Here is a 23,536-nt window from a genome sequence, read left to right as displayed (position 1 = left end):
TGTGAAAATCACTTTTCTCTTGGTAAAATGTAAAATCGCTTTCAGTCTGGCAGTATCAGGACCTAAACAAATTTTATTTTTCTCTTAAGAAATTTCAACATTTCAACGTTGAAGGCTTGCCTTTTATCCCTTTAATAACTATGCTTAATTAATAAGAACAGAACACTGGAGGAATACTAATGTTTAATTTTTCAATCAGCTGGCTCTTTTTTTGGATGAAGGGTCGCATCGAGGTTGACAATCAGTCCGTTCGGAGTCGAATCCCACGTCTTTTAGTTTGGATTATTCCCTACGGAATGGTCGCAAAGGATGTTGCCCTTGATGATATCAAGAGTACTAACGTAAAGGGAAAATCACAAATTTTTCCAATTTTATTAGGACTGGTTTTAATTGTATTAGGAGTTTTAAGTGCTTTAAATAATGGCCTCGGCCTTGGCATCCTAGCAATTATCATTGGAATCATCCTTGGAATTGCAGGTTTTAAAGCAACCTTAATTCTTGAAACTAGTACCGGACAAATTCATTTTGACGTTCCAGTATCGCAAAAAGAGGTTCTTTTCCGGATCAAAAAAGAAATTGAAAATCGCCAAAAGAAGCCGGAACCAAAAATTAAAGAAAACCAAGTACTTGAAGATCTTTAATCTTAATCCTAAATTGGTTTCGTAACAACATATGATATAAAGAGGGACTACGACAAAACCAGCTTTGTTTGTCGTAGTCCCCCTTTTATTTTCAACCATTGATTCCCCTTGTACACTGACACTACAATCCGTTTTTATCCAACATTTTTATCAAATCTTTTCGACTGTCATTCGGAATTTTTTGCGCATATACATTTAATCCATGATCATGTAGCGCCCGAATCGTCGCAATTTCGTCTTTTCCAACGGCAATTGCGTCGGTAAGCATGGTCATATCAACCGCATAAGCTAAACTTCCAACGTCTACTCCCAGTTTAGAAATATCGATTCCACCTTCAACCAGCTTTAGCATATCCTGCAACGTCTCGGTTAACAGTAGCACTCGGAAAGAATCGAACTGTGCATCTTGATAAATTCGAATCATTTTATCAACGGTAATAACGTTAACTAGTACTCCTGGAGGAGCCGCCTGAGTTATTAACGTTTTCCGTAAGGTATCGTCTGCAACACTATCTGAAACTACTAAAATACGATTAGGCTTAACCCGCTTTGCCCAAGCGGTAGCAACTTGCCCGTGCAACAACCGACTATCAACACGAGCTAGTAATATTTCCATCGTCATATTACAATATCCTCCAAAAATTAGTTCTGCTCTATCTCACTTAGGATTGTATCATTTTTCTCTTGCCATGTTTCCAACAATTTATAAATATAAAACTCTTCACCCGCGTTTAATTCAATTTGCACCCGCTTTAAAAACTTATTATCGGCTTGTTGAACTAATTTAAGCCAGTGCTCATCAACAACAGAAGCAAGCTCTTCTTTAGTCGCTTGCATCGGATTATTCATTAACGCCCGTTCAACCGCTCCGGCAATGTGCATAATCAAGTTAATTCTAAACGATTCACTGAATTCCACATGATTCATATCTGCTAAATAGTCCACGTATTCCCACAAAATATCGGTAAATTTGTCTGCATTCAGGAAAACAAAATATTGTGATAAATATTGCCGACACACGCTGCGAGTTATCTTTGGATTTTGTTCATCCGAAATCCAGGACACTTCACTACGTTCGGCTAATTGACGAATGAACTTTTCGCCACCACCCTGTAGCAATGTTTGTAATGGCATAAACGGAACCCCCATTTGGGGATCAAGAACTCCCGTTGCGGCAAGAACCTTATAACTTTTCTTAATCTGTTCAATATGGTTTTTCATATTAACGATCGAAATCGGCAGAACTTTAATGTCCTCGATTAAATTTTGAACTAATAACTGATCTAACAAACCTTTAATTTTTTTCGCCGTTCCTTCACCCGTCGAGCAAATCGCAATAACAGCTTTTGGTTTACCAGAAATAAGTGCTAAGTCATCGACTGCTTGGATCTGTTCGGTCTTTTTCTCATCGGTAACTGCGACCCTTGAATATCCGTGGAACTCACGTAATTCCGAGTAAATATCGTTTAAATCACTATCAATAAAAGACGCTTTTCGAGTCGCTTCGAGCACCATGGCGGTCGTGACCATATCAATCACCTTCACCGGAATTTGAGTTTCTTCGGTAATTTTTGCTCCAAACGTGCTCAACGAGCCCATATCAACTAATAGCAAGACTCCTTCACCTTGGTTGGCCGCCCTAACTCGATCAATAATTCCCTTGAAAGCGGACTGCGGACTCATGTCCAGTGGCATATCAAACGACTGAATTGAATTGTCTGATAATAACTGCGAAACTACCTGAGCCATTGAACTAGCGGTATTTGTTCCATGAGCAGCCACAACGATCCCCACCTGACCGCTACTTGATGGAACTGTTTTTAATGAAATCAAAAGAACGGCTAAATAATAACTCTCCGATTCTGGAATTAACATCCCATACCGCTGCTCCAACAACTCTTTAATCGACTTCGCCACGTCTAGCTCTTCGGGGTAGTCTTTTACCATCGCTACAAGGTCATTACCCATTAATCGCATCGGTTTGCCAGACTGAATTCGCTTAATGAACGAACTAATATGCAAACTCATCGCGTAAGTAAAGTTGTCTCTAAAGTGATAATCCAATCGATTTTCAACTTTGGGTTGAATTTGTTTTGTAAAATCAATAATATCTTGATCGACAATTTCGGCTAATTTATTTTCAGCATGCACGGCATCTGGATCATCTTTATAGAAAGACTTTAAATGCAAGTTAATATCCGTCGTAATAAAATTATTAATATTTTCCTGATCCAGACCTTCTTCTCGAAGCATCATCGCTTTATCGCCGATTATTTCATAGAGATTATATGGCAATTCATAACTATCTTTACGGCTGACGGGTGCTGCATCCACTGATCCTGGTTTAATCACCATGTACGGTTCCAAAAGTTTTGAGATTGCTCCTAATTCTTGGCGATTAGAGGCCAGATTTAGTAAACCATCCTTAATGTTTGGCGGTAGATCATCAGACGTAATCATTATTTCGCCCTCATTTTCGATGTTATTCAAAAATCCCTTAGCACAGACAAGTTGAATATTTGATTTTAATTGCCCAACGTTTCCATACGTTACGCTGCCTAGTAGTGCTTGAACAACATCTTCAGTGAGCGTAATTTCTTTGTTGGTTCGATTAGCTTCAATTGTAACTAATGAACGTAGCAGTTCGATTCGCTCCTCCGGACTTCGTTTGTTAAACGACGGTAGTTGAATTGTAATGGGAATTCGACGGACAAACGTTTGTAGAAGCGAACTTTCTGGATCCTCAGTTGTTGCGCACACCAAGCGCACGTTTGCATGATGCGTTTTAGAGGTTTCACCCAAGCGACTATAGGTACCATGATCCATAAAATAAAAGATCATTTCCTGTCCTTCAGGAGGAAGACGATGAACTTCATCTAAAAACAGCATCCCTCCATCAGCTTCTTGAATTAAACCATCTTTTTCATCGTTAGCACCCGTGAACGCCCCTTTAACGTACCCGAATAAATGTGACATTAGCAGTTCTGGATTATGAGCATAATCCGCACAATTAAACGTTACTAACTGTTGTTTGGCATCAAGTAAATTCTTAGTTTGAGCGAACTCAAACATCGCATTGGCAAAATAAGTCTTCCCCGAACCGGTTGGCCCGATGATCAGCGTATTCAGTCCCCTCGGCGGATATAGCATTGCCGCTTTTGCTTGTTCGATTTGATTTCGCATACTTTGATTTTTTCCAATCATTCGATCAAAAATATTTGTATGCTTTAGGAACTGCTCACGGTCTGCTTTTGGTTCGCTTAAGGTTCCCGCTAATTTTCTTTTCCCAAGCTCCATCCCACTAATTCCATCTTCAATGTGGTAAGCAGATGGGTCATGCCCTGTTTTTGAAGCATTGGTGTCATCGATGTGTTCCGATTCTTCTGTCAAAATACGACAATAACGAACTGGACGTCCGGCAATTTTGGTTAACTTTTGCTTTCGAACTAGTTCGTTTAATTCCTTACTAACATTGCTTCGAGCAATATCTAGAGCTTCGGCAATCACTAGTGTTGTCAGTGCTCCTTGCGTTTTTAATTCATCATCTGACAGTTGCTTAGTATTTTCAATGACGTATTCGTAAATTCGATCTTGTCTTTTCATATTTTTCACCACGATACTGTATTAATACACTAATTGATACAATACAGTTTAACACACTTTTTTGAAAAAACTTCTATTATTACGACGCTCTAAGTAAAACGCTTTAAAACCACTAATCTTTAATCCCTCCGATTCCAAAGTCCTGTTACAAAATTCTAATAACTGCGACCTAATTTAGTGGTTGCAGTGAACCGTCGCTTTAAAAAATAAAAATCCCTCTATGATTATCAAACGAATTATAATATTCGTTTAACAAACTTAAAGGGATTACAGCCAAAATTAAGTTGGCAATTACTTCTTAGTTTCTCTAATTAATTACTTTGTTTTTCTTTTAAATAACGTCATTAATCCATTTTTGGCAACTTGAACGATTCCAAGCGAACGAACCATTTTATTTGGATCAACGTGCTTTCTAACCTCTCGCAATACTTTGTGGGGTTTTCTGGCAGCAAAACTGAAAGTTCCGTTGCTTTTGGTTTTAATTGCAAAGCGTGGAATCCATCGACCGCCAAACATCAGCGAAGCGATGACCATATCAATTTCTTCCCAAGGAATTTGGATGTAATTTTCCACATTCCGATTATCGAAGAACTCAAATCCACGATCACCAATCATAATTTTTCCATAGTCACCCATTCCTAAAAATGAAGTGGCATTCGTAACTAAGTCTGCTCTTGTATTAATCGACTGTGCCATTAAATTACCTCATCCTTCTTTTACTCTTACCCTAATTATAATGTGTTACCTTGAATTCATCAAAAGTAATTTAATAAAAAAAGCTCGGGCGTTGGCCCAAGCTCATTTTAAATTTATTACATAACGTGGAGTACGTGAAGTAAAACACCAACAATGAATAAACCAAAGATAATGACGATTGGTGAAACACCCTTCTTAAGTAACCACATACATAGAAGAGTAATTAACAATCCAGCAAGACCTGGAATCAATTGATCCAAGTTATCTTGCAATGTAGTAACTTTGTCTTGTGTTAGAGAAAGTCCAGCAGCTTGTTGTTGTAATGCTGATTGAATTCCCTTGGCACCACTTGGAAGGTTAGCCCAGTCAATGTAAGCACCCTTACTTTGTTTAACAGTTGAAACGATTGGTGTGAATTTAACAACAACCCAACGGTTAATCAATGAACCCAGGATAAACATACCAAGAATTGAAGCACCTTTTGTAACATCTTGTAGTAAACCACCAGACATATCTTCTGAAATCTTAGAACCAGCTTTGTAGCCGAATTCTTGTGTATACCAGAGGAATCCCATTCGGATTGCATTCCAAACTACGAAGTAAAGAATTGGTCCGAGAATGCTTCCACCCAAAGCAAGTGAAGCAGCTAGGGCACCCAAGATTGGCTTAACCGTGAACCAGAAAACTGGGTCACCAACACCGGCAAGAGGTCCCATCATACCAACCTTAACACCTTGAATAGCAACGTCATCAACGGGAGCACCATTGGCACGTTCTTCTTCAAGTGACATAGTTACACCAATGATTGGGGCAGCTAAGTAAGGATGAGTATTAAAGAATTCCAAGTGACGAGTCAAAGCTGCGGCACGGTCTTCTTTTGTCTTATATAACTTTTTAAGAGCTGGGATTAATGTATAAGCCCAACCACCATTTTGCATACGTTCGTAGTTCCATGAACCTTGGAGGAATTGTGAACGCCACCAAACATGGATACGGTCTTTTTTACTTAATGTAATTTTGTTATCAGCCATTTCTGTATCCTCCCTTTTAGTATTTATCGATGATATCGCCTAGTGGGTCACCAGTACCTGAACCGCCGTTACCTGAGCCACCAACTTTTGAAAGTGCCAAGTAGATAAGAGCTAATGAAATACCGATTGTACCTAAAGCAATAAGAGTCAAGTCTTGGACAGTTGCGATAACAAAACCAAGAGCGAAGAATGGCCAAACTTCTTTAGTAGCCATCATGTTGATAACCATTGCATAACCAACGGCAACAACCATACCACCACCGATAGCTAAACCATCTGTTAACCAAGCTGGCATCGAGTTCAAAATACCACGAACGGGACCAGCACCAACAGCTAAGATTAATGCAGCAGGAATGGCGATACGAAGACCTTGCATTGCAATAGCAATATATTGCCACATGTCGATCTTAGCGAAGCTACCTTCTTTAGCAGCAGCATCCATAAAATGAACAATGATTGTTGCAAGTGTACGAGCGATAATTGTTAATAATAATCCAGCTACAGCTAGAGGAACAGCAAGGGCGATAGCTGATGAAACACCAGCTTTACCTTGTCCACCTAAAACTAAAATAATAGCAGAAGCCACAGAAGCCAATGCAGCATCAGGAGCTACAGCAGCACCAACGTTTGACCAGCCAAGGGCGATCATTTGAAGTGAACCACCTAAGATAAGGCAGGGCACTAAGTTACCAGTTACTAAGCCAATTAAAGTACATGCGATTACTGGTTGATGAAAATGGAATTGATCCAAGATACCTTCCATACCAGCTAAAAACGCTACGATAATGACTAAAATCATTTGAATTGCATTCAATGCCATGATTATTAATCCTCCGTTTATTTAAAATTATTTTTGTTTGTTCAATTCATTTTCAGCTTTTTTCATGATAGCGTCCATATCATCTTTAGAATCAGATGGAACTTTACGAACATCGAGTTCGATTCCATCTTTTTCTAGTTGACGATATGTGTCAATATCATTTTGGTCAAAAGCTAGAACTTGATTTGGTTGAACCTTTCCGGCTGAATGAGACATTGAGCCGACATTTAGAGTCTTAAGTGGTACGCCACCCTCGATTGCCCTTAACGCATCTTGAGGTGTTTCGAACAATAGCATTGCGCGTGTGCCACCAAAGTGTTGATCATCTTTAGCAAGTTTGATCATTTGATCAATTGGTACAATATGTGCCTTAACTCCAGCAGGAGCAGCTTGCTTAATCATTGATGAACGTAACTCATCTTTAGCAACTTTATCTGAAACAACGATAATCCGATCTGGATTGGTTGTCTTTGTCCATGAAGTTGCAACTTGTCCATGAAGCAAACGTGAATCAATTCGTGCTAAGACGTAGTCAAAGTGACCTGGCTTACCAGTATTAACTGCTGCTGCCCTTGCGTCTGCCTTAGGAGCTTCTTCTGGTTGAAGAGCTTCTGGACGAACTTTAACCCCTTCTTTTGCAGTTTCAATGATATGAGCAGCAATTTCTTGTGCTGATTCCATTGAAAGACGTGAAGCATATGCTTCAATGAGCATTGGTAAGTTCAAACCAGCAACAATTGCCCATTTGTCCTTATGTTCTTCAAACAAGCCGTTAACTTGATTGAATGGAGTTCCTCCCCATAGGTCGACTAAGAATAATACTTCGTCTTGGTTACTAAAAGAAGCAACTGCTTCTTGAAGTTTTGCTTTTAGATCATCGGGACCTTCGCTTGGCATTAATGTAACGGCCTTAACGTCTTCTTGTTCGCCGAAGATCATTGAGCCTGATTGCAAGATGCCTTTGGCGAATTCACCATGACTAGCAATGATAATTCCAACCATCTGTCTGTGTACCTCCCATTTTGTATTGTTACAGTCCAATAATAAAAAAATAATTTCTAAAACCTGTAACTTTAAAATAAATTCGAATGATTTCATTCGTTGAGCCAAGCAAATTAAAATTCTTTTTCATCAAAAGCGCTTTCAAGTTATTGATAGAAAAGATGGGATGATTAGTCCCACATTAATTGAAAACTCCATAATTTTTAAATTTTAATTTAAGAATGGTATCTTCTAATAAAATCATCCGCCACTAAACCAGCTCCAACCGATTCGTGGTGTCAAATACACTGAAAATACAGGATATTTAACGTTCACTTATATATAAGCAACTATCGTGCCAAAATACACTAGCCCTAAAGACCGAATTAAAAGGGTTATTATTAATACACAGTTGGTTAACACACTAATACTGTATTAAACGTGTGTATCAAATTCGTTTAAAACACAAAAAAAAGACTAGGTATTAAATACCTAGTCTTTTATACGATGCGGCCAAGAGGGTTCGAACCTCCACCCGAGTAAATTCGGACAGGATCCTTAATCCTGCGCGTCTGCCAGTTCCGCCATGGCCGCAATAGCTTACTAGATAATATTAGCAAATACGTTTCCATCTAGCAAGCTTTTTTTTAATTTTATTGCAAAAAGACTCTAGCCCATCAGCTTTAATCGTCCGCGACAACGACTGCAAACGAACTTTTGAACATTCACCCGTCGAAACCGTGCATACTTTTGACCACAATTTTGGCATTGATACAAATATTGCTTCTTTGATCGCTTAGTTTTGCTAGTCAAAGGCGCATATCGCAGTCCGCCAACTTGGTTAAGTAACTTTTTAAAATGAGGATTACGATGGTCGGGTCGTTCACCCATCTTGTGCACAAAATAATGTGTCAATTCATGCTTAATTACACCAATCAATACCGTTTGATCGAATTCCTCTAACATCAAAGGGTTTATATCAATATGATGGTCATTTAAATGATAACGGCCCCCAGTTGTTTTCAATCGACGATTAAAAAATACTTCGTATGGAAAATCTTCTCCAAAAGCGCTTCTTGCAATATCTTTAGTTAAATTTTTTAATTCAAAATCTGTCATTTTAATCCTGCGGAATCATCGTTAATTGAATTCGATGTCGGTTGGAATCGACACTATCAACCCATACCGTGACGATGTCTCCAACTGAAACAACGTCACTTGGTTTCTTCACGAATCCTTTTTTTAATTTTGAAATATGCACCAATCCGTCTTGTTTTACACCAATATCAACAAACGCTCCAAAATCAATTACGTTCCGAACCGTTCCCTGTAATTTCATCCCCGGCTTTAAATCTTCCATCGTCAATACGTCTGAACGCAATAGTGGTGCGGGCATCTCATCCCGCAAATCACGACCAGGCTTTTGCAACTCTTCGACAATATCTTTCAATGTCTCAAAACCAACTTCTAACTTGTGTGAAAGCTGCTCGGTATTAACGTTTTTTAGAATTTGATCGGTTGCAGATTGACCAATCGTACTTAAATCAATTTTAAGTTCTTTTAATAAAATCTTAGCAATGCCATAACTTTCGGGATGAATTCCAGTGTTATCTAACACATCATTGCCATCCACAATTCTCAAAAAGCCAATCGACTGTTCAAACGCTTTGGGCCCTAGACGTGGTACCTTTTTTAATTCTTTTCGTGAACCATAACTTCCGTTTTCTTCACGGAAGTTCACAATATTTTTAGCGGTTGTTTTCGTTAATCCTGAAATGTGGGTTAGCAGTTCCGCACTTGCAGTATTCAAATTAACCCCTACCTGGTTAACTGCCGTTTCAATCACATTATCGAGCTGTTCTCGTAAATCCTTTTGGGCAACATCATGTTGGTACTGACCAACACCAACTGCCTGTGGATCAATTTTTATTAGTTCCGCCAGCGGATCTTGTAATCGTCGACCGATACTAATCGCGCTCCGTTCTTCCACATGTAATTCAGGAAAAGCCGCACGGGCCTCTGGACTGGCAGAATAAACGGATGCCCCGGCCTCATTAACAATCACATAGTATACGGGTCGCTTAATTTCTTTCAATAAATCCGCCACAAATTCTTCGGACTCGCGACTTGCCGTTCCATTTCCGATTGCAATCATTTCTACCTGGTACTTTTCGATAAAATCCTTTAATTGTTGTTTTGCTTGGGCGCGCTTTTCCTTGGGCGCTGGTTTATGGGGATAAATTACCAGCTTATCTAGAAACTTCCCATTAGCGTCAATCACCGCCAGCTTACACCCTGTCCGATAGGCTGGATCAAATCCTAAAACGATTTTCCCTTTTAAAGGTGCTTGCATCAATAGGTGATATAGGTTTTCGCCAAATACGCTGATTGCTTGTGCATCTCCCATTTCCGTTAGTTCGGAACGGATTTCACGTTCGATAGCTGGTCCAATAAATCGTTTGTACGCATCATCATAAGCATTTTGAACAATCTCAACTGCGTTTCCGGTATGTTTTCCAATCAATCGAAAACGCAAGTAACGCTCAATGCCAGCTTCATCAACATCAACTTTAACTCTTAAGATTTTTTCTTTTTCTCCACGGTTGATCGCTAAAATTTGATGAGAAGCTATTTTGGTTACTTTTTCATTAAAATCATAGTAAATGGCGTAGACTTCGTTTTCATCAAGTTCTTTTCCCTTACTTTTAATGTCCGTCTTCAAAAAACCATTCTTTTTCGTGTAACTACGAATCCACTCTCGAATATCCGCCTGATCGGAAAAAGCTTCCGCTAAGATTTCATGAACACCAGCTAAAACGTCATCAATCGTGTTAACATCCTTATCCACATTGATTCCAGATTCAAGCTTTAATTTTAAATCTCCCTGTGGAAAACTTAAAACCCACGCCGCTAGCGGTTCCAACCCTGCTTCTTTGGCGATTGTCGCTTTGGTCCGCCGTTTTTGTTTGAACGGTAAATATAAATCTTCGACAGTTTGCAGTACTTCAGCATCCTTAATTTTTTGCGCTAATTCGGGAGTTAACTTTTGTTGCTCTTCAATATTTTTTAAAACATCGTCTTTTCGCTTCTCTAAAGTCTCCGTCTGATGATAGACAGACTGAATCTCACGAATCTGCACTTCGTCTAGACTATGCGTGCGTTCCTTACGGTATCTGGCAATAAATGGGACCGTATTTCCGTCTTCTAGTAAGTCTAAAGTCGCTTTAATTTGGTTACTTCGAAAAGTACTTAACTTCTTTTCAACAATATTTAATATTCTTTCTTCCAACTTTAATTCTCCATCACTTTAATTTTCAACAATAATAGGCTGAGTCATCCTAAGTCAAAAACTCAGTGACGACCTCAGCCTATTTAAACCATCATAAAAGATTAGCCAATTAGTAGGTTCATAATTCTCGTTAGCGTCTTCGTAATCTGAGCCATTATATCTTCTTGGCTCTTTTCAGAATTGCTAAACGCATGAACATCAATTCTTTTGTGTTCCAAATCGACAGCATCAACCATTTTTTGGCATTCCGCCACGTAGCGCACATAATCCCGTTTTAATAATTGATGCTTGCCAATTAATTTGACTGGCGCTTTTTCATTAACAATCTCTTTTTCGATTGATTGGTAACGATCCGTAGCTTTTTGAAATTGACTTTTTATTTCAGCCAATCGACTTTGATCTAATTCTTCTACCTGACCCAATTGTAAACACTTTTTTAATTCCTGGAAATATGGGTCAACCTGTTCACCCGTTTGTTCCAAAACATCCGTTACCCTGGATATCAATCCTGCGTACGTTTGAATATTAGCTCTCATTTTCTCTCCCCGTTATTTCTTTAAACTCCGTTGTATTAATTTTACCACTTCGACGATAACAATCATCGATATTGAAGAAAGAATTACGATGGTCCATTGATGGAGATTTAAGTTGCTGACATGGAATAGATCATTTAATCCTGGAACGACGATGGTCATTGCCAGTAGTATAAATGAAACTAGAATTGACCAATTAAAGAACTTATTTTTTAAAGTTGTTGCACTAAAAATTGAACCATGGATTGATTTAGAGTTAAACGCATGGAAAAGCTGAATTAATCCAAGGGTTGCAAACGCCATTGTTAACGCATCAGCATGAATTTGGGCCTCGCCCGCATGATCTGGAAAACGTAATGCCATCGCGTAAACGAACAATGTAATGATTCCCTCCAGCAATCCTTGATAGATGATATTGCTCGAAACTCCACCCGATAAGAAGCTTGATTTTTTACCACGTGGCTTTTGTTTCATTATATTTTTTTCAGCTGGTTCAAGCCCAAGGGCGATTGCTGGAAATGTATCAGTAACTAAATTAATCCACAAGATATGCACTGGAGCCAGGATTTGCCATCCCATCATCGTCATTACAAATAGTGTTAAGACTTCACCCAGGTTGGCAGATAAAAGATACTGAATCGCCTTTTGAATATTCGCAAAAACTTTTCGGCCTTCTTCTACGGCAACTACGATGGTCGCAAAATTATCATCCGCTAGCACCATATCACTGGCGCCCTTGGAGACCTCGGTTCCGGTAATTCCCATCGCAATTCCAATATCGGCCTGTTTGAGTGATGGCGCATCATTAACTCCATCCCCCGTCATTGCAACAATCTTGCCTTTCTTTTGCCATGCATTCACAATTCGAACCTTATGCTCTGGTGCAACACGTGCATAAACGACATAATCTTCAACATTTTTAGCTAATTCGGCATCGGTTTGTTGATCCAGTTCGGCACCGGTAATAACGGCCGTATCGATTTCAGCGTCCGTAATCATTCCTAGACGTTTTGCAATCGCGCCCGCCGTATCGCGGTGATCTCCCGTAATCATCAATGTCCGAATTCCAGCCTCATGGGCTTCTTGAACCGCCTGGGCTACTTCGACACGTTCTGGATCAATCATTCCAATTAGACCAGCAAAAATCAAATCTTTTTCAACGACATCACTTTCCAAAACGGTTGGAACTTCATCTGATACCTGATAAGCAAAACCGAGCACTCGAATTGCCTGTGTTGCTAATTCATGGTTTGTATCCCGGATTTGACGAAGTTCGGCTTCATCCATTGGTAAAATTTCGCCATTAACAACATAGCTCGTGGTTCGTTTCAGCAGTTCATCTGGCGCTCCCTTAACGGTTAACAAATACTTTCCATCTGTTAGTTTATTTACCGTTGACATTAATTTACGTTCAGAATCAAATGGAACTTCCGCAACTCGTGGATATTGGCTAATAACATGATCCGTTGTGTAATCTTTTTCGTCATTAAATGCAATTAATGCCGTTTCCGTTGGATCACCAACCAACTCGCTATCAATTTTTTTCGTGTCGTTATTTAGGATCATCAAATCATATAATTTGTGATTTGCATCTGGAGTCACATCTTTTGAATCCAGCAGCTGATTATCAATAAAGACTTTTTCAACCGTCATCTTGTTTTGAGTCAGCGTTCCCGTCTTATCTGACGCAATAATTTCAGTACTTCCAAGTGTTTCAACGGCAGGCAATTTTCGAATAATAGCATGCCGTTTTGCCATTCGCTGTGTCCCTAGCGCCAAGGTAATCGTGACAATTGCCGGCAATCCCTCTGGAATCGCGGCTACAGCCAACGAAATTGCAGTTAGGAGCATGTCAATAATTGTTTCCTGTCCTCGAACCATACCAACGATAAAAACGATTACGGCGATTGCTAATATTAGCCACGTTAAAGTTTTACTTAACTTAGCCAGATTTTGCTGGAGCGGCGTGGTCGTTTCTTCTGCGTTGTTGATTAAGTCGGCAATGCGGCCTACTTCGGTTTGCATCCCGGTTCCGGTAACTACACCTTCTCCCCGTCCAAAGGTGACGTTACTATTCATGAAGGCCATATTCTTTCGATCCCCCAATGCGGGGTTTTCTTCTTCGATCACATTAATGGTTTTATTGACCGGAACGGACTCTCCAGTTAAAGCAGCTTCTTCCATTTTCATAGAAGCCGACTCAATCAATCGTAAATCCGCTGGGACAATGTCACCCGCCTCTAGAATCACAATATCACCCGGAACAATTTCTTCACTTTTTACCGTCTGAACCCGACCATCTCGACGAACGTGGGCTTGCGGGGCCGCTAGTCCCTTTAACGCATCGATAGCTTCTTCTGCTTTTGATTCTTGAAAAACACCGAAAATTGCATTTAAAACGACTACTAATAAAATGATGATCGCGTCAACGCCTTCACCAACAAAAACAGAGATCAATGCCGCAACCAAAAGGACGATAATCATTAAGTCTTTAAATTGCTCAATGAATTTTTGCAGTAACGTTGTTTTTCCCTTGGTGGCTAAAACATTTTTACCGTATTTCTCTGTTCGCTTTTCGACTTCTGCATTTGACAGGCCCGTTCGTTGACTTTCTTCCTTTTTTAAAACTTCGTCAGCCGTCAGTTCCCATATTTTTTTATCCATGATTCTCATTCCTCCGAACTAAAATAGTTTATGTATGAAAAAAGACCCATGTGCGCAAGGATCTTTTCCCACACACATGAGTCTCACTAATTTAAGATAATACCAGATTTATTCTTGCTGGTGATATTACCACAGACGAGCTGCAAGTTACTCCCTCATGTTTATATTCGTATTATAAAGGACTCGCCACCATAAACACAAGTAATTTATACTTTCTTTAAGTATTTAATTATCAAAGACGGTATATGGTAATGCTCGCTTATGCGCCGTGCGTTTATACCATCCTTCAATCTTCTCCGCCACATCGTCATCAACTGAACGTCCTTCAAGATAATCATCGATGTCATCGTACGTAACTCCTAGTGCCACCTCATCAGGAAGCGCTGGACGATTGTCTTCTAAATCGGCCGTCGGAATTTTTTCATACAATTCGACTGGTGCATTCAGGTATCTCAACATCGCCTTGCCTTGGCGCTTATCCAGACGCCACAAAGGAACAATATCGGCACCTCCATCGCCAAACTTGGTATAAAAACCAGTAACTGACTCGGCGGCATGATCGGTTCCAATGACAATTCCAGCATTATTGCCAGCGATGCCGTACTGTGCAATCATTCTTTGACGCGCTTTAATGTTGCCTTTATTAAAATCCGAGATTTTTATTCCATTTGCTTCAAGCGCGTCGACCATTGCATCGGCCGCTGGTTTTATATCAACCCGAACAACCTCATCGGCTTGCATAAATTCGATGGCTCGCATTGCATCGGATTCATCCACTTGAATTCCATAGGGTAACCGAACCGCAATGAATTTGTAAGTATGATCTCCAGTCTCTTCACGCAACTCACGCACTGCCATTTCAGCGAGTGCCCCAGCTAACGTTGAATCCTGTCCACCGGAAATCCCTAGCACCAAAGATCGTAATCCTGGAATCCGCTTTAGATAATTTTTCATAAAGTCAACGCTTCGGCGAATTTCTTGTTCGGGATCGATCGTTGGCTGTACTCTCAAAGTATCAATAATTTCTTGTTGTAATTTACGCAATTTTTTCACCTAGAATTTATTAAAATTTTAATTTACTGACGTATTCACGGACATTTTTAATGATAGCTACCTTATTATCATAGCAGTCTTGGGATAGATCTACCGGATAGTCCTGTGGATTCAAGTCTCGTTTATATTCGTCCCAAAGCGAGTCTAAACTTTGGCGGGCAAATTTCTTAATTTCATTAAGTGACGGGCGATCATACACTAATTTTCCATCCTCAAATATTGTTTGCAACAATGGCCGTGCCTCAAAATCCGTGACCGTCTTATTGATATACGTATAATTAGGATGGAACATGTACAGCGATTGCTCTTCACGAGGGTCTTCATCCCACAACGTAATGTAGTCACCCTCAGATTTTCCATCTGATTTTCTTGAGATTCGCCAAACCTGTTTTTTACCCGGCGTTGAAACTTTTTCAGCATTATTTGATAGTTTAATCGTATCGATCATTTTGCCATTATGCTCAATCGAAACCATCTTATAAACCGCGCCTAATGCTGGTTGGTCATAAGCCGTGATTAGCTTTGTTCCAACTCCCCAGACCTCAATTTTAGCACCCTGCATTTTTAAATTTTGGATAGTCTTTTCATCCAGATCATTTGATGCATAGATTTTGGCGTTTGGAAAACCAGCTTCGTCAAGTTGTTCGCGAACCCGTTTTGATAAATAAGCCATATCACCACTATCAATTCGAACACCAAGAAAGTTTATTTTATCGCCCATTTCCTTTGCGACCCGAATTGCATTTGGAACACCGCTCTTTAAAGTGTCAAATGTGTCCACTAGAAAAACACAATCGTGATGAGTTGTAGCATAGGCCTTGAAAGCATCATAATCATTCATGTAATATTGAACCAACGCGTGGGCATGAGTACCACTAACAGGAATTCCAAATAGTTTTCCCGCACGAACATTGCTTGTTGCGTCAAAACCACCAATGTATGCCGCTCTGGTGCCCCAAATTGCAGCATCCATCTCTTGTGCCCGGCGTGTTCCAAACTCTAGCAGTTTGTCTGAGCCAACGACTGATTTAATTCGGGCAGCCTTTGTCGCAATTAAAGTCTGATAGTTAACAATATTTAAAAGCGCCGTTTCAATCAGTTGACAGTCTGCTAAAGGTCCTTCAACCTGTAAAATCGGTTCATTGTTGAAGACTAAGTCACCTTCCACTGCCGAACGGATTGTTCCCGTAAAACGGAAGTCCTTCAAGTAGTCTAAAAAGTCGTCGGGATAGCCCATTACGTCACGTAGATATTCAATATCACTATCAGAAAAATGTAAATTATTAATGTACTCAATAACTCGGTCTAATCCAGCAAAAACAGCATATCCATTGTCAAACGGCATATTGCGGAAAAACACTTCAAAAATTGCATTTTGATTATGGATCCCCTTATCCCAATATGTCTCAATCATATTGATTTGATATGCGTCTGTATGTAATGTTAATGTGTCATCTGGAAATTCTTTTACCATGATGATTATGCCCCTACTCTCTATTTTTATAAAAATTACTGTCATTACAGTTGTATTAATTCTATCATTTATGAGCCAAATCGCAATTTATAATACTAGGAGAATTTTTATGCCCTTTAAAACTGTTAATATTTTAGGATTCAACTTTTTAAAAACCACAAAAGATGATTTTCTGGAGCAACTTCAGCCCGATTTACTCCATCAAAAGAAACGATTTATTATTACCGCAAACCCTGAAATTATAATGTATGCCCGAAAGCATCCCAACTATTCTAAAATCGTTAAATCGGCCGACTACCTCGTTGCCGATGGAATTGGAATTGTTAAAGCTTCTCAATTTACTAACACAAAATTAACCGAACGAATCACGGGCTTCGATCTTTTCAACGACCTCTTGAAGTGGGCCAATACCCATCAATCAAAGGTGTACCTTCTAGGCAGCAAAGATTCTGTTATTAAAGCCGTCGTTCAAAAGATTCATAGCGAGTTTCCCCAAATTAACATTGTTGGCTATCACGATGGCTATTTTAAAAATGAGGCTCCCATCGTTGAAGAAATAAAGAAAACAAAACCCAATTTTGTCTTCGTCGCAACCGGTTTTCCGAAACAAGAAGAATTTATCAGCGCTCACCAGTCAGTTGCTTCCGCCATTTGGATGGGAATCGGAGGAAGCTTTGATGTCTATGCCGGAAATGTTAAACGCGCTCCGCTTTTTTGGCAAAAACATAATATCGAATGGCTATACCGTTTAATTACCGATCCCAAACGAATCAAACGTCAAATCGTACTACCAATCTTCTTGCTTGAATCTTTTTTAAAAAGAAAACAATAGATTCTCTGCTAAGCTTCGATGTAATTAAAAAAACAGTAAAACAACGGCAGTTTTAGCCGCAGTTTTACTGTTTTTTAATTGTTTTATTAACGATTTAAATAAAATTCAAAACGTTCGCCAACATACTGTGTCCGAACATACTCAAACGGTGTACCATCTTGGGCATATGAAAGCTGGTGGAGACGTAAAATCGCATCACCACGCTTAATATCCAAGTACTCGGATACTCTTTCTGAAGCTAGCATTGCCGAAACGGTTTGATCTGCTCGACCAATGACTAAGCCCGCTTTTTCCTCAAGTGTCTTATAAAGTGACTTAGTAACTTCAGATTTACTGAAATCACTAACTAACTTTTCAGGAATGGTAGCTGTTTCGTAACAAATTGGTACTGAATCTGCAAAACGAATGCGTTCCATTCGCAAAACAAGATCGCCGTCGTTTAACTGCAATTTCTCAATTTCGCTCAGCGAAGGTTCACTCGTATGGTATGAAATTGTTCGGCTAGAGGGTTTTTTACCCTGTGCTTCCATTAGCTCGGTAAAGCTAGTCACTCCGGATACCTTTTCTTGAACCTTTTGACTAGCAACATAGGTGCCCGAACCCACCTTACGTTCCAAAATTCCTTCATCAACCAAAGTTGAAATAGCTTGGCGAAGAGTCATTCTACTAACACTAAACTGCGTTGAAAGCTCACGCTCAGCCGGAATACGCTCTCCTACCTTCCATTTTCCTGCCTCAATAGCTTTTTTGATTTCATTATGAATTTGAATATACACCGGTGAATTCATGTTTGTACCCCTATTAAATTATTAACTAATTATTTTCCTTCGAAAACTTCTTACCATAACTGTATGTTTCTAACTTGTTAAGATCTGTATCAAAAACGTTGATATCAGCATCCTTACCAACTTCTAGTGTTCCCTTTGAATCTAGACCAAATTCACGTGCTTGGTTAACTGAACTCATTTGAACAGCTTCTTCGATACCACAACCAAAGAACTTCATTGCGTTCTTGAATGCGTCGTCAAATGCAAGAACTGATCCTGCCAATGTTCCGTCTTCCAAACGTGCTTGCTTGTCTTTAACATATACTTTTTGGCCACCAAGTTCGCTTTCGCCTTCAGCGATACCCTTAGCACGCATTGAATCCGTAACTAGATCAATTCTTTCTGAGCCCAAAACTTCGTAAGCAAGTTTTAACATATCGGGAACAATATGAAAACCATCACAAATTAATTCAGCATAGATGTTATCTTCCAGCATAACATGTCCAGTAACACCAGGTTCACGATGTTTGAACTCACGCTGGGCATTGTAAAGGTGAGTAGCATGAGTAACGGTACTATTTAAAAGTTGTGCTCGTGTTGCGTCGGAATGACCAACTGATGGCACAATTCCATGATCTAAACAGTATGATTCAAATGCATCTGATCCTTCATGTTCGGGAGCAATTGTAATTAATTTAACCCGGCCACCTGAAAGTTCATTCCATTTTCCAAGTAATTCAGCGTCTGGATCTTTGATGTATTGCTCTGGTTGCGCACCTTTATATTTTGTTGAAATAAAAGGACCTTCCAAATGAACACCTTGGATCACTGGATTTTCTTCTGCAGCTTTAGCAACACCGCGCATTGCTTTTTCGATGTTTTCATTGGACTGAGTCATCGTTGTACAGAAGAAGCTTGTAACACCTTCATTAATCACGGCTTGGTTAACCATTTCGTTAATTTGTTCTGGATCACCGTCCATCGCATCAAATCCATATCCACCGTGAGTATGTACATCGATAAAGCCAGGAACAATTACCTTTTCGCCCGCAAATTGAACTTGATCATCCCCTTGAGCTTTATATTCACTCATTGGACCAACAGCTTCAATTGTTTTACCAAAACGGATATAACCGTCTTCGATTTTTTCTAAACCAGTATAAATAGTAGCATGACGCAAAACTATACTCATGAATTTTCCTCCTAAATTTTAATCTAGGTTTATTATATATCGGTATAGACCAAAAAACAAGATTTTACTTACCAATTTCTTTTCCAACCGTGGCATCAATTCCCTTCACCACCGCTGTTGAAAATCCAGCTTCTTCCATTGCTAATAACCCGGCAACCGTTGTTCCACCTGGGGATGAAACCTTATCAATCAGCGCGTAAGGAACTTCACTTGATTTTAAAACCATTTCGGCGCTACCTTTAACCATTTGAGCTGCAATTGCTGTGGACTCGGCTTTTGATAGTCCGTACTTAACGCCTGCTCTGGATAAAGCGTCGATAAATAAATATGCATATGCCGGAGCACTTCCCGCAATTGCCGAAAAAATAGGGAAATCTTTTTCTTCGACTTCCATCGTTTTCCCAATTGTTTCAAACAATGCAACGCCTTTTTTGAAGGGGCTTTCATCTAGTGGTCCGTTACCATTAACGGCAGTCATTCCCTCACCAATTTCAACGTTCACATTTGGCATCGTTCTTAAAATTGGTACGTGTCGGCCAATTAACTGTTCAATATCCCCCACACTCACTACTGAAGCAATTGAAACGACTAATTGATCGTCTTTAATTACTGCTTTAACTTCATCAATTACGGTTCCAATCACATAAGGCTTAACGGCTAAAACAATTGTATCCGCGTCTCGCACAATTTCAAGATTGCTTGGGACCGCTCGTACGCCAAACTTCTTTGCAAACGTTTCGTAGTTGCTCTGGTGTGCACTATGTACTAGAATATCTTGTCCATCGATGCCCTGTTTTAATAATCCTTTGATAATCGCACCAGCCATGTTACCTACTCCGATAAAACCAATTTTCATTTTAAAGCCTCCTTGTTAGTGTTTATTTTATCCTATCACACATTGCCTATTTCTATTAAAAAAAATTAGCGGCTAGCATTTTCTGCATTTAGCCACTAATTTTTTTAACTTTTGTTCAAAACATGAAAAATAATAATCCAACCAGCTTTAATCCATACCAATTGTTTCGAAAAGATCATTTAATCCTTCCGCCATCGTGGGATGGGAATAAATCTGATCTCTCAACATTTGATAAGGCAAATTGGCATGCATCGCCAGACTGATAATATTGATGATTTCATGTGCTTCTGGAGCGTAGATCGTGGCTCCTAAGATATGGTCCTCTTTATCCACAAGCACTTTGTAAAACCCGTTCGGATGCCCTAAAATATGTGCTTTAGGCATTCCAGCAACGGCGACTTTTCCCGTACGATATTCTATTTTTTTATCAAGTGCTTCTTTTTCGGACATGCCAATTTGAGATAATGGTGGCATTAAAAAGATTGTTTTTGGAACGATTACTTGCTCTTTAGTCGTCTTCGTTCCACCGGCATACAACTGATTATAAACAATTCGATAATCATCTAAGGAAAGGAAGGTAAACTGTGCTCCGCCTCGGACATCACCCATTGCCCAAATATTTTGAACATTGGTTTTTAGATGATCATCAACGGTAATTCCGGCTTCAGAATAGTTAACCCCTGCTTGATCTAAATTTAAACCTTGAATATTGGGTTTTCGTCCAGTGGCAACGAGAATCGTATCAACCGTTATTTGTGATTCACGTCCATTAGAAGTGACAGTCAATACGGCACGCGAATCCTGATCTTGAACCTGAACCACTTCGGCTGATTGAAGCACCTCAATTCCGGCTTTATCAAAGTTCTGTTTTACCGCTTGGGAAACATCTTGGTCCATTCCACGCATAAATTCTGCATTACGATTAATCATCGTCACTTTGGAACCAAATTGACTATACGTCGTTGCAAATTCCATCCCAATATACCCACCACCAATAATGGCTAAAGATTGGGGAAAGTGATCTTGATCTAATAAATCTGTGCTAGTAACGGTTCTTGAACTTTCTTTTAATCCTGGAATATCTGGAATTGTAGATGTCGCACCGGTATTAATAAAAATTCTTTCACCCACTACTTCTTCTGTCGTTCCATTTAAATATTTAACGTTTAACGTGTGTTGGTCAACAAACGAAGCCGATCCGTTCAAAACTTTGACTGTCTTTTGATCCGCCAGTTTATGAAAATTACTATATCTTAATTTACCAATGACACTTCTTTTTTTAGTGATTGCCATTTTATAGTTATCTTTTAAACCACCGACCTGTGGCTTGTCAGATAATTCATACAACAACTTAGATGGAATACACGCAATATTGATACATGTTCCACCGTACATCTGATCAGATTTTTCGATTACTACGACTGATTCACCACGTTGTGCTTGACGAAAAGCAAGTGTCTTAGCCGCTTTTCCGAAACCAATATATACATTCTTAGCTTTAATCATTTTGTCCTCCACCATAAACTGTGATAAATACAGTATAGGTTAGTAACTAGCTGATATCGAACAATTTGCTTATTTAAAATAACCGGATCACGGCATTGCCCTTTTATGAACTAAATATATTAATCCTCCAATAATAGCAAAAGCAACTCCGATTACATAAGTTACAAAAGTAAATCTCACAAATAAAACAACGATGATTAAGAGTGCCAACAACGGAACCAAATCTCCTCCAATTAAATGCATCCCCTTAGGTAGATCCGGATCTTTTCTTAGTTTTAGTAAAGCCAGAATTGTGGCAATATACTGAATAAATGAACTAAAAACAATTAAATTAACTAAAAACAGGTAGCTTCCGCTTGCCACAAGTGCAATGGCAAGTCCTGCGGTGACGATCACCGATAAAATGGGAGCCTGAAATCGATTGGTTTTCCCAAAAGCGGCTGGTAATAAATCTTTTTCAGTTGATAATGACGCTAATTCAACGGGTGAATCAAAAGATACCGCAATTGCTACGCCCAACGTTGAAACCAGCATCCCACCAAGCACAATCATTTTTCCGACCGCTCCGACTACGTGCTCAAAAGCAATCGCTACTGGTAGCTTTTCATTTACCAAGCCACTGCCTAAAAGAAACATTGTTATAAACTGTGTTAATAAGTAAATTGCCGTTACACCCAAAATTACCGTAATCAGTGCTCTTGGTAAGTTTTTCTCCGCATTACGCATTTCTTTTGCCGCAATTGGCAAAAAAGAAAAGCCCGTAAACATATAAAATGAAGTTGTAAAAGCGTCCACTGTTCCACCAGTTGAAGTTTTCACCGTATTTGGTAGTGCCACGGGGTGTTTTACAAATAATATTAACCCACCAATCACAAAAACAAGTAACATACTGATTTTTAAAGTACTTGAAATATTATCAATAAATTTAGTGGCTCCGGGGCCAAAAAGATTGATGATTGCCAAAATTCCAATAATTACGGTCGCAATTATTATATACAAGCTTCGTTGTGCCACGGCAGGAAAAATTCCCTTCAGCGTCGTTAAAAATGCCGCGATTTCCGTACTAATTGTGATGACTCCCAAAAACCAGGTAAACCATCCAACCTGAAATCCGACATCTGGTCCAAAAGCGGTATTAGCATAAATCCATGCCCCACCATCTTCATCAATTTTAGAACTCATAACGGCATAATTTAATGCGATTAATAGTGTCGAAACTCCTGCAAATAGAATCGCAACCAAGCTATAGATTCCTGCCTGCTGATAAAGGCTACCTGGTAGTAAAAAAATGCCCGATCCAATGATTCCATTAATTCCGAGCAGCAGAACACTTGTAAAAGATAGCTCTTCTTTTTTCTTATTCAAAATCATCACCTACTCCAACATTTTCCTCAATTCTAACAAAGTACGGCAAAGATGGCCTCGATGAAGTTTTCACAATATCGTAAAAACTAACCTTAAGTAAAAAATGGGAACTTATTTATTTGAAATGTGCTTATATGAATAATCATTTTTTCGTCTATTTGTAATAACAAAAAAGCTTCACATCGATTGATGTGAAGCTTTCATTTAGTTGGGCTAGCTGGGATCGAACCAGC

At 39.3% G+C, this 23,536-nt stretch carries 19 protein-coding genes and 1 tRNA gene; 2 read left to right on the top strand and 18 right to left on the bottom strand.

Translation table 11 applies throughout. The features are described from left to right. The first annotated feature begins 179 nt into the window (after window positions 1-179). On the top strand, window positions 180-641 hold the full coding sequence (locus IV81_RS07545; RefSeq protein WP_057803869.1) for a hypothetical protein: 462 nt from the start codon (window positions 180-182) through the stop codon (window positions 639-641). 121 nt (window positions 642-762) lie between these two features. Here IV81_RS07545 and IV81_RS07540 read toward each other — a convergent pair whose 3' ends face one another. The 13 genes from IV81_RS07540 to IV81_RS07480 all read right to left on the bottom strand — a co-directional run bounded on the left by IV81_RS07540 (window position 763) and on the right by IV81_RS07480 (window position 16,785). After that, a complete protein-coding gene (locus IV81_RS07540; protein ID WP_057803868.1) occupies window positions 763-1,263 on the bottom strand; it encodes a PTS sugar transporter subunit IIB in 501 nt (166 codons plus the stop codon). Between the two features lie 20 nt (window positions 1,264-1,283). Beyond that, window positions 1,284-4,244: a sigma-54-dependent transcriptional regulator gene (locus IV81_RS07535; protein WP_057803866.1), complete on the bottom strand. Its 2,961-nt coding sequence runs from the start codon at window positions 4,242-4,244 to the stop codon at window positions 1,284-1,286. Between the two features lie 315 nt (window positions 4,245-4,559). Then, entirely contained in the window at window positions 4,560-4,940 is a 381-nt protein-coding gene (locus tag IV81_RS07530) for a DUF956 family protein (RefSeq protein ID WP_057803864.1), read from the bottom strand. Window positions 4,941-5,056: 116 nt separating this feature from the next. Next, complete coding sequence (locus IV81_RS07525) at window positions 5,057-5,971, bottom strand: PTS system mannose/fructose/sorbose family transporter subunit IID (protein WP_057803862.1); 915 nt, start codon at window positions 5,969-5,971, stop codon at window positions 5,057-5,059. A 16-nt stretch (window positions 5,972-5,987) separates the two neighbouring features. Continuing rightward, window positions 5,988-6,791 carry a PTS mannose/fructose/sorbose transporter subunit IIC gene (locus IV81_RS07520; RefSeq protein ID WP_057803860.1) on the bottom strand — a complete coding sequence of 268 codons (804 nt, stop codon included), beginning with the start codon at window positions 6,789-6,791 and terminating at the stop codon, window positions 5,988-5,990. A gap of 27 nt (window positions 6,792-6,818) precedes the next feature. Further along, the gene (locus IV81_RS07515; protein ID WP_057803859.1) at window positions 6,819-7,793 is read right to left on the bottom strand and encodes a mannose/fructose/sorbose PTS transporter subunit IIA; all 975 of its coding nucleotides are present in this window, start codon (window positions 7,791-7,793) and stop codon (window positions 6,819-6,821) included. A gap of 487 nt (window positions 7,794-8,280) precedes the next feature. Next, window positions 8,281-8,366 (bottom strand) — tRNA-Leu (locus tag IV81_RS07510). Window positions 8,367-8,441: 75 nt separating this feature from the next. Continuing rightward, window positions 8,442-8,891: a SprT family protein gene (locus IV81_RS07505; protein ID WP_057803857.1), complete on the bottom strand. Its 450-nt coding sequence runs from the start codon at window positions 8,889-8,891 to the stop codon at window positions 8,442-8,444. Between the two features lies 1 nt (window position 8,892). Further along, complete coding sequence (locus tag IV81_RS07500) at window positions 8,893-11,061, bottom strand: Tex family protein (RefSeq protein ID WP_057803856.1); 2,169 nt, start codon at window positions 11,059-11,061, stop codon at window positions 8,893-8,895. A 101-nt stretch (window positions 11,062-11,162) separates the two neighbouring features. Continuing rightward, window positions 11,163-11,597 (bottom strand): hypothetical protein, encoded by a 435-nt coding sequence (locus tag IV81_RS07495; protein WP_057803854.1) that lies wholly within the window; start codon window positions 11,595-11,597, stop codon window positions 11,163-11,165. A 12-nt stretch (window positions 11,598-11,609) separates the two neighbouring features. Beyond that, complete coding sequence (locus IV81_RS07490) at window positions 11,610-14,258, bottom strand: cation-translocating P-type ATPase (protein WP_057803852.1); 2,649 nt, start codon at window positions 14,256-14,258, stop codon at window positions 11,610-11,612. Between the two features lie 225 nt (window positions 14,259-14,483). Next, on the bottom strand, window positions 14,484-15,302 hold the full coding sequence (gene nadE / locus IV81_RS07485) for an ammonia-dependent NAD(+) synthetase (protein WP_057803850.1): 819 nt from the start codon (window positions 15,300-15,302) through the stop codon (window positions 14,484-14,486). A 19-nt stretch (window positions 15,303-15,321) separates the two neighbouring features. Continuing rightward, window positions 15,322-16,785 (bottom strand): nicotinate phosphoribosyltransferase, encoded by a 1,464-nt coding sequence (locus tag IV81_RS07480; RefSeq protein WP_057803848.1) that lies wholly within the window; start codon window positions 16,783-16,785, stop codon window positions 15,322-15,324. A gap of 109 nt (window positions 16,786-16,894) precedes the next feature. Between IV81_RS07480 and IV81_RS07475 the strand changes: the two genes are divergently transcribed. Then, a complete protein-coding gene (locus IV81_RS07475) occupies window positions 16,895-17,617 on the top strand; it encodes a WecB/TagA/CpsF family glycosyltransferase (RefSeq protein ID WP_057803847.1) in 723 nt (240 codons plus the stop codon). 86 nt (window positions 17,618-17,703) lie between these two features. Here IV81_RS07475 and IV81_RS07470 read toward each other — a convergent pair whose 3' ends face one another. The 5 genes from IV81_RS07470 to IV81_RS07450 all read right to left on the bottom strand — a co-directional run bounded on the left by IV81_RS07470 (window position 17,704) and on the right by IV81_RS07450 (window position 23,309). Beyond that, a complete protein-coding gene (locus IV81_RS07470; RefSeq protein ID WP_057803845.1) occupies window positions 17,704-18,405 on the bottom strand; it encodes a GntR family transcriptional regulator in 702 nt (233 codons plus the stop codon). Window positions 18,406-18,430: 25 nt separating this feature from the next. Next, on the bottom strand, window positions 18,431-19,576 hold the full coding sequence (gene nagA, locus IV81_RS07465; RefSeq protein ID WP_057803843.1) for an N-acetylglucosamine-6-phosphate deacetylase: 1,146 nt from the start codon (window positions 19,574-19,576) through the stop codon (window positions 18,431-18,433). 64 nt (window positions 19,577-19,640) lie between these two features. Continuing rightward, window positions 19,641-20,432 (bottom strand): pyrroline-5-carboxylate reductase, encoded by a 792-nt coding sequence (proC, locus tag IV81_RS07460; RefSeq protein ID WP_057803840.1) that lies wholly within the window; start codon window positions 20,430-20,432, stop codon window positions 19,641-19,643. A gap of 147 nt (window positions 20,433-20,579) precedes the next feature. Beyond that, the gene (locus tag IV81_RS07455) at window positions 20,580-21,938 is read right to left on the bottom strand and encodes an FAD-dependent oxidoreductase (RefSeq protein WP_057803838.1); all 1,359 of its coding nucleotides are present in this window, start codon (window positions 21,936-21,938) and stop codon (window positions 20,580-20,582) included. Window positions 21,939-22,025: 87 nt separating this feature from the next. Then, window positions 22,026-23,309, bottom strand: coding sequence for an APC family permease (locus tag IV81_RS07450; protein ID WP_057803836.1), 1,284 nt, complete (start codon window positions 23,307-23,309; stop codon window positions 22,026-22,028). Between the last annotated feature and the right edge of the window lie 227 nt (window positions 23,310-23,536).

Origin of the sequence: Pediococcus stilesii, assembly GCF_001437075.1 — a bacterium.
Lineage (GTDB): Bacteria > Bacillota > Bacilli > Lactobacillales > Lactobacillaceae > Pediococcus > Pediococcus stilesii.
Note: the sequence above shows the minus strand (reverse complement) of the source record. Positions and strands in the feature narration are given on the sequence as shown.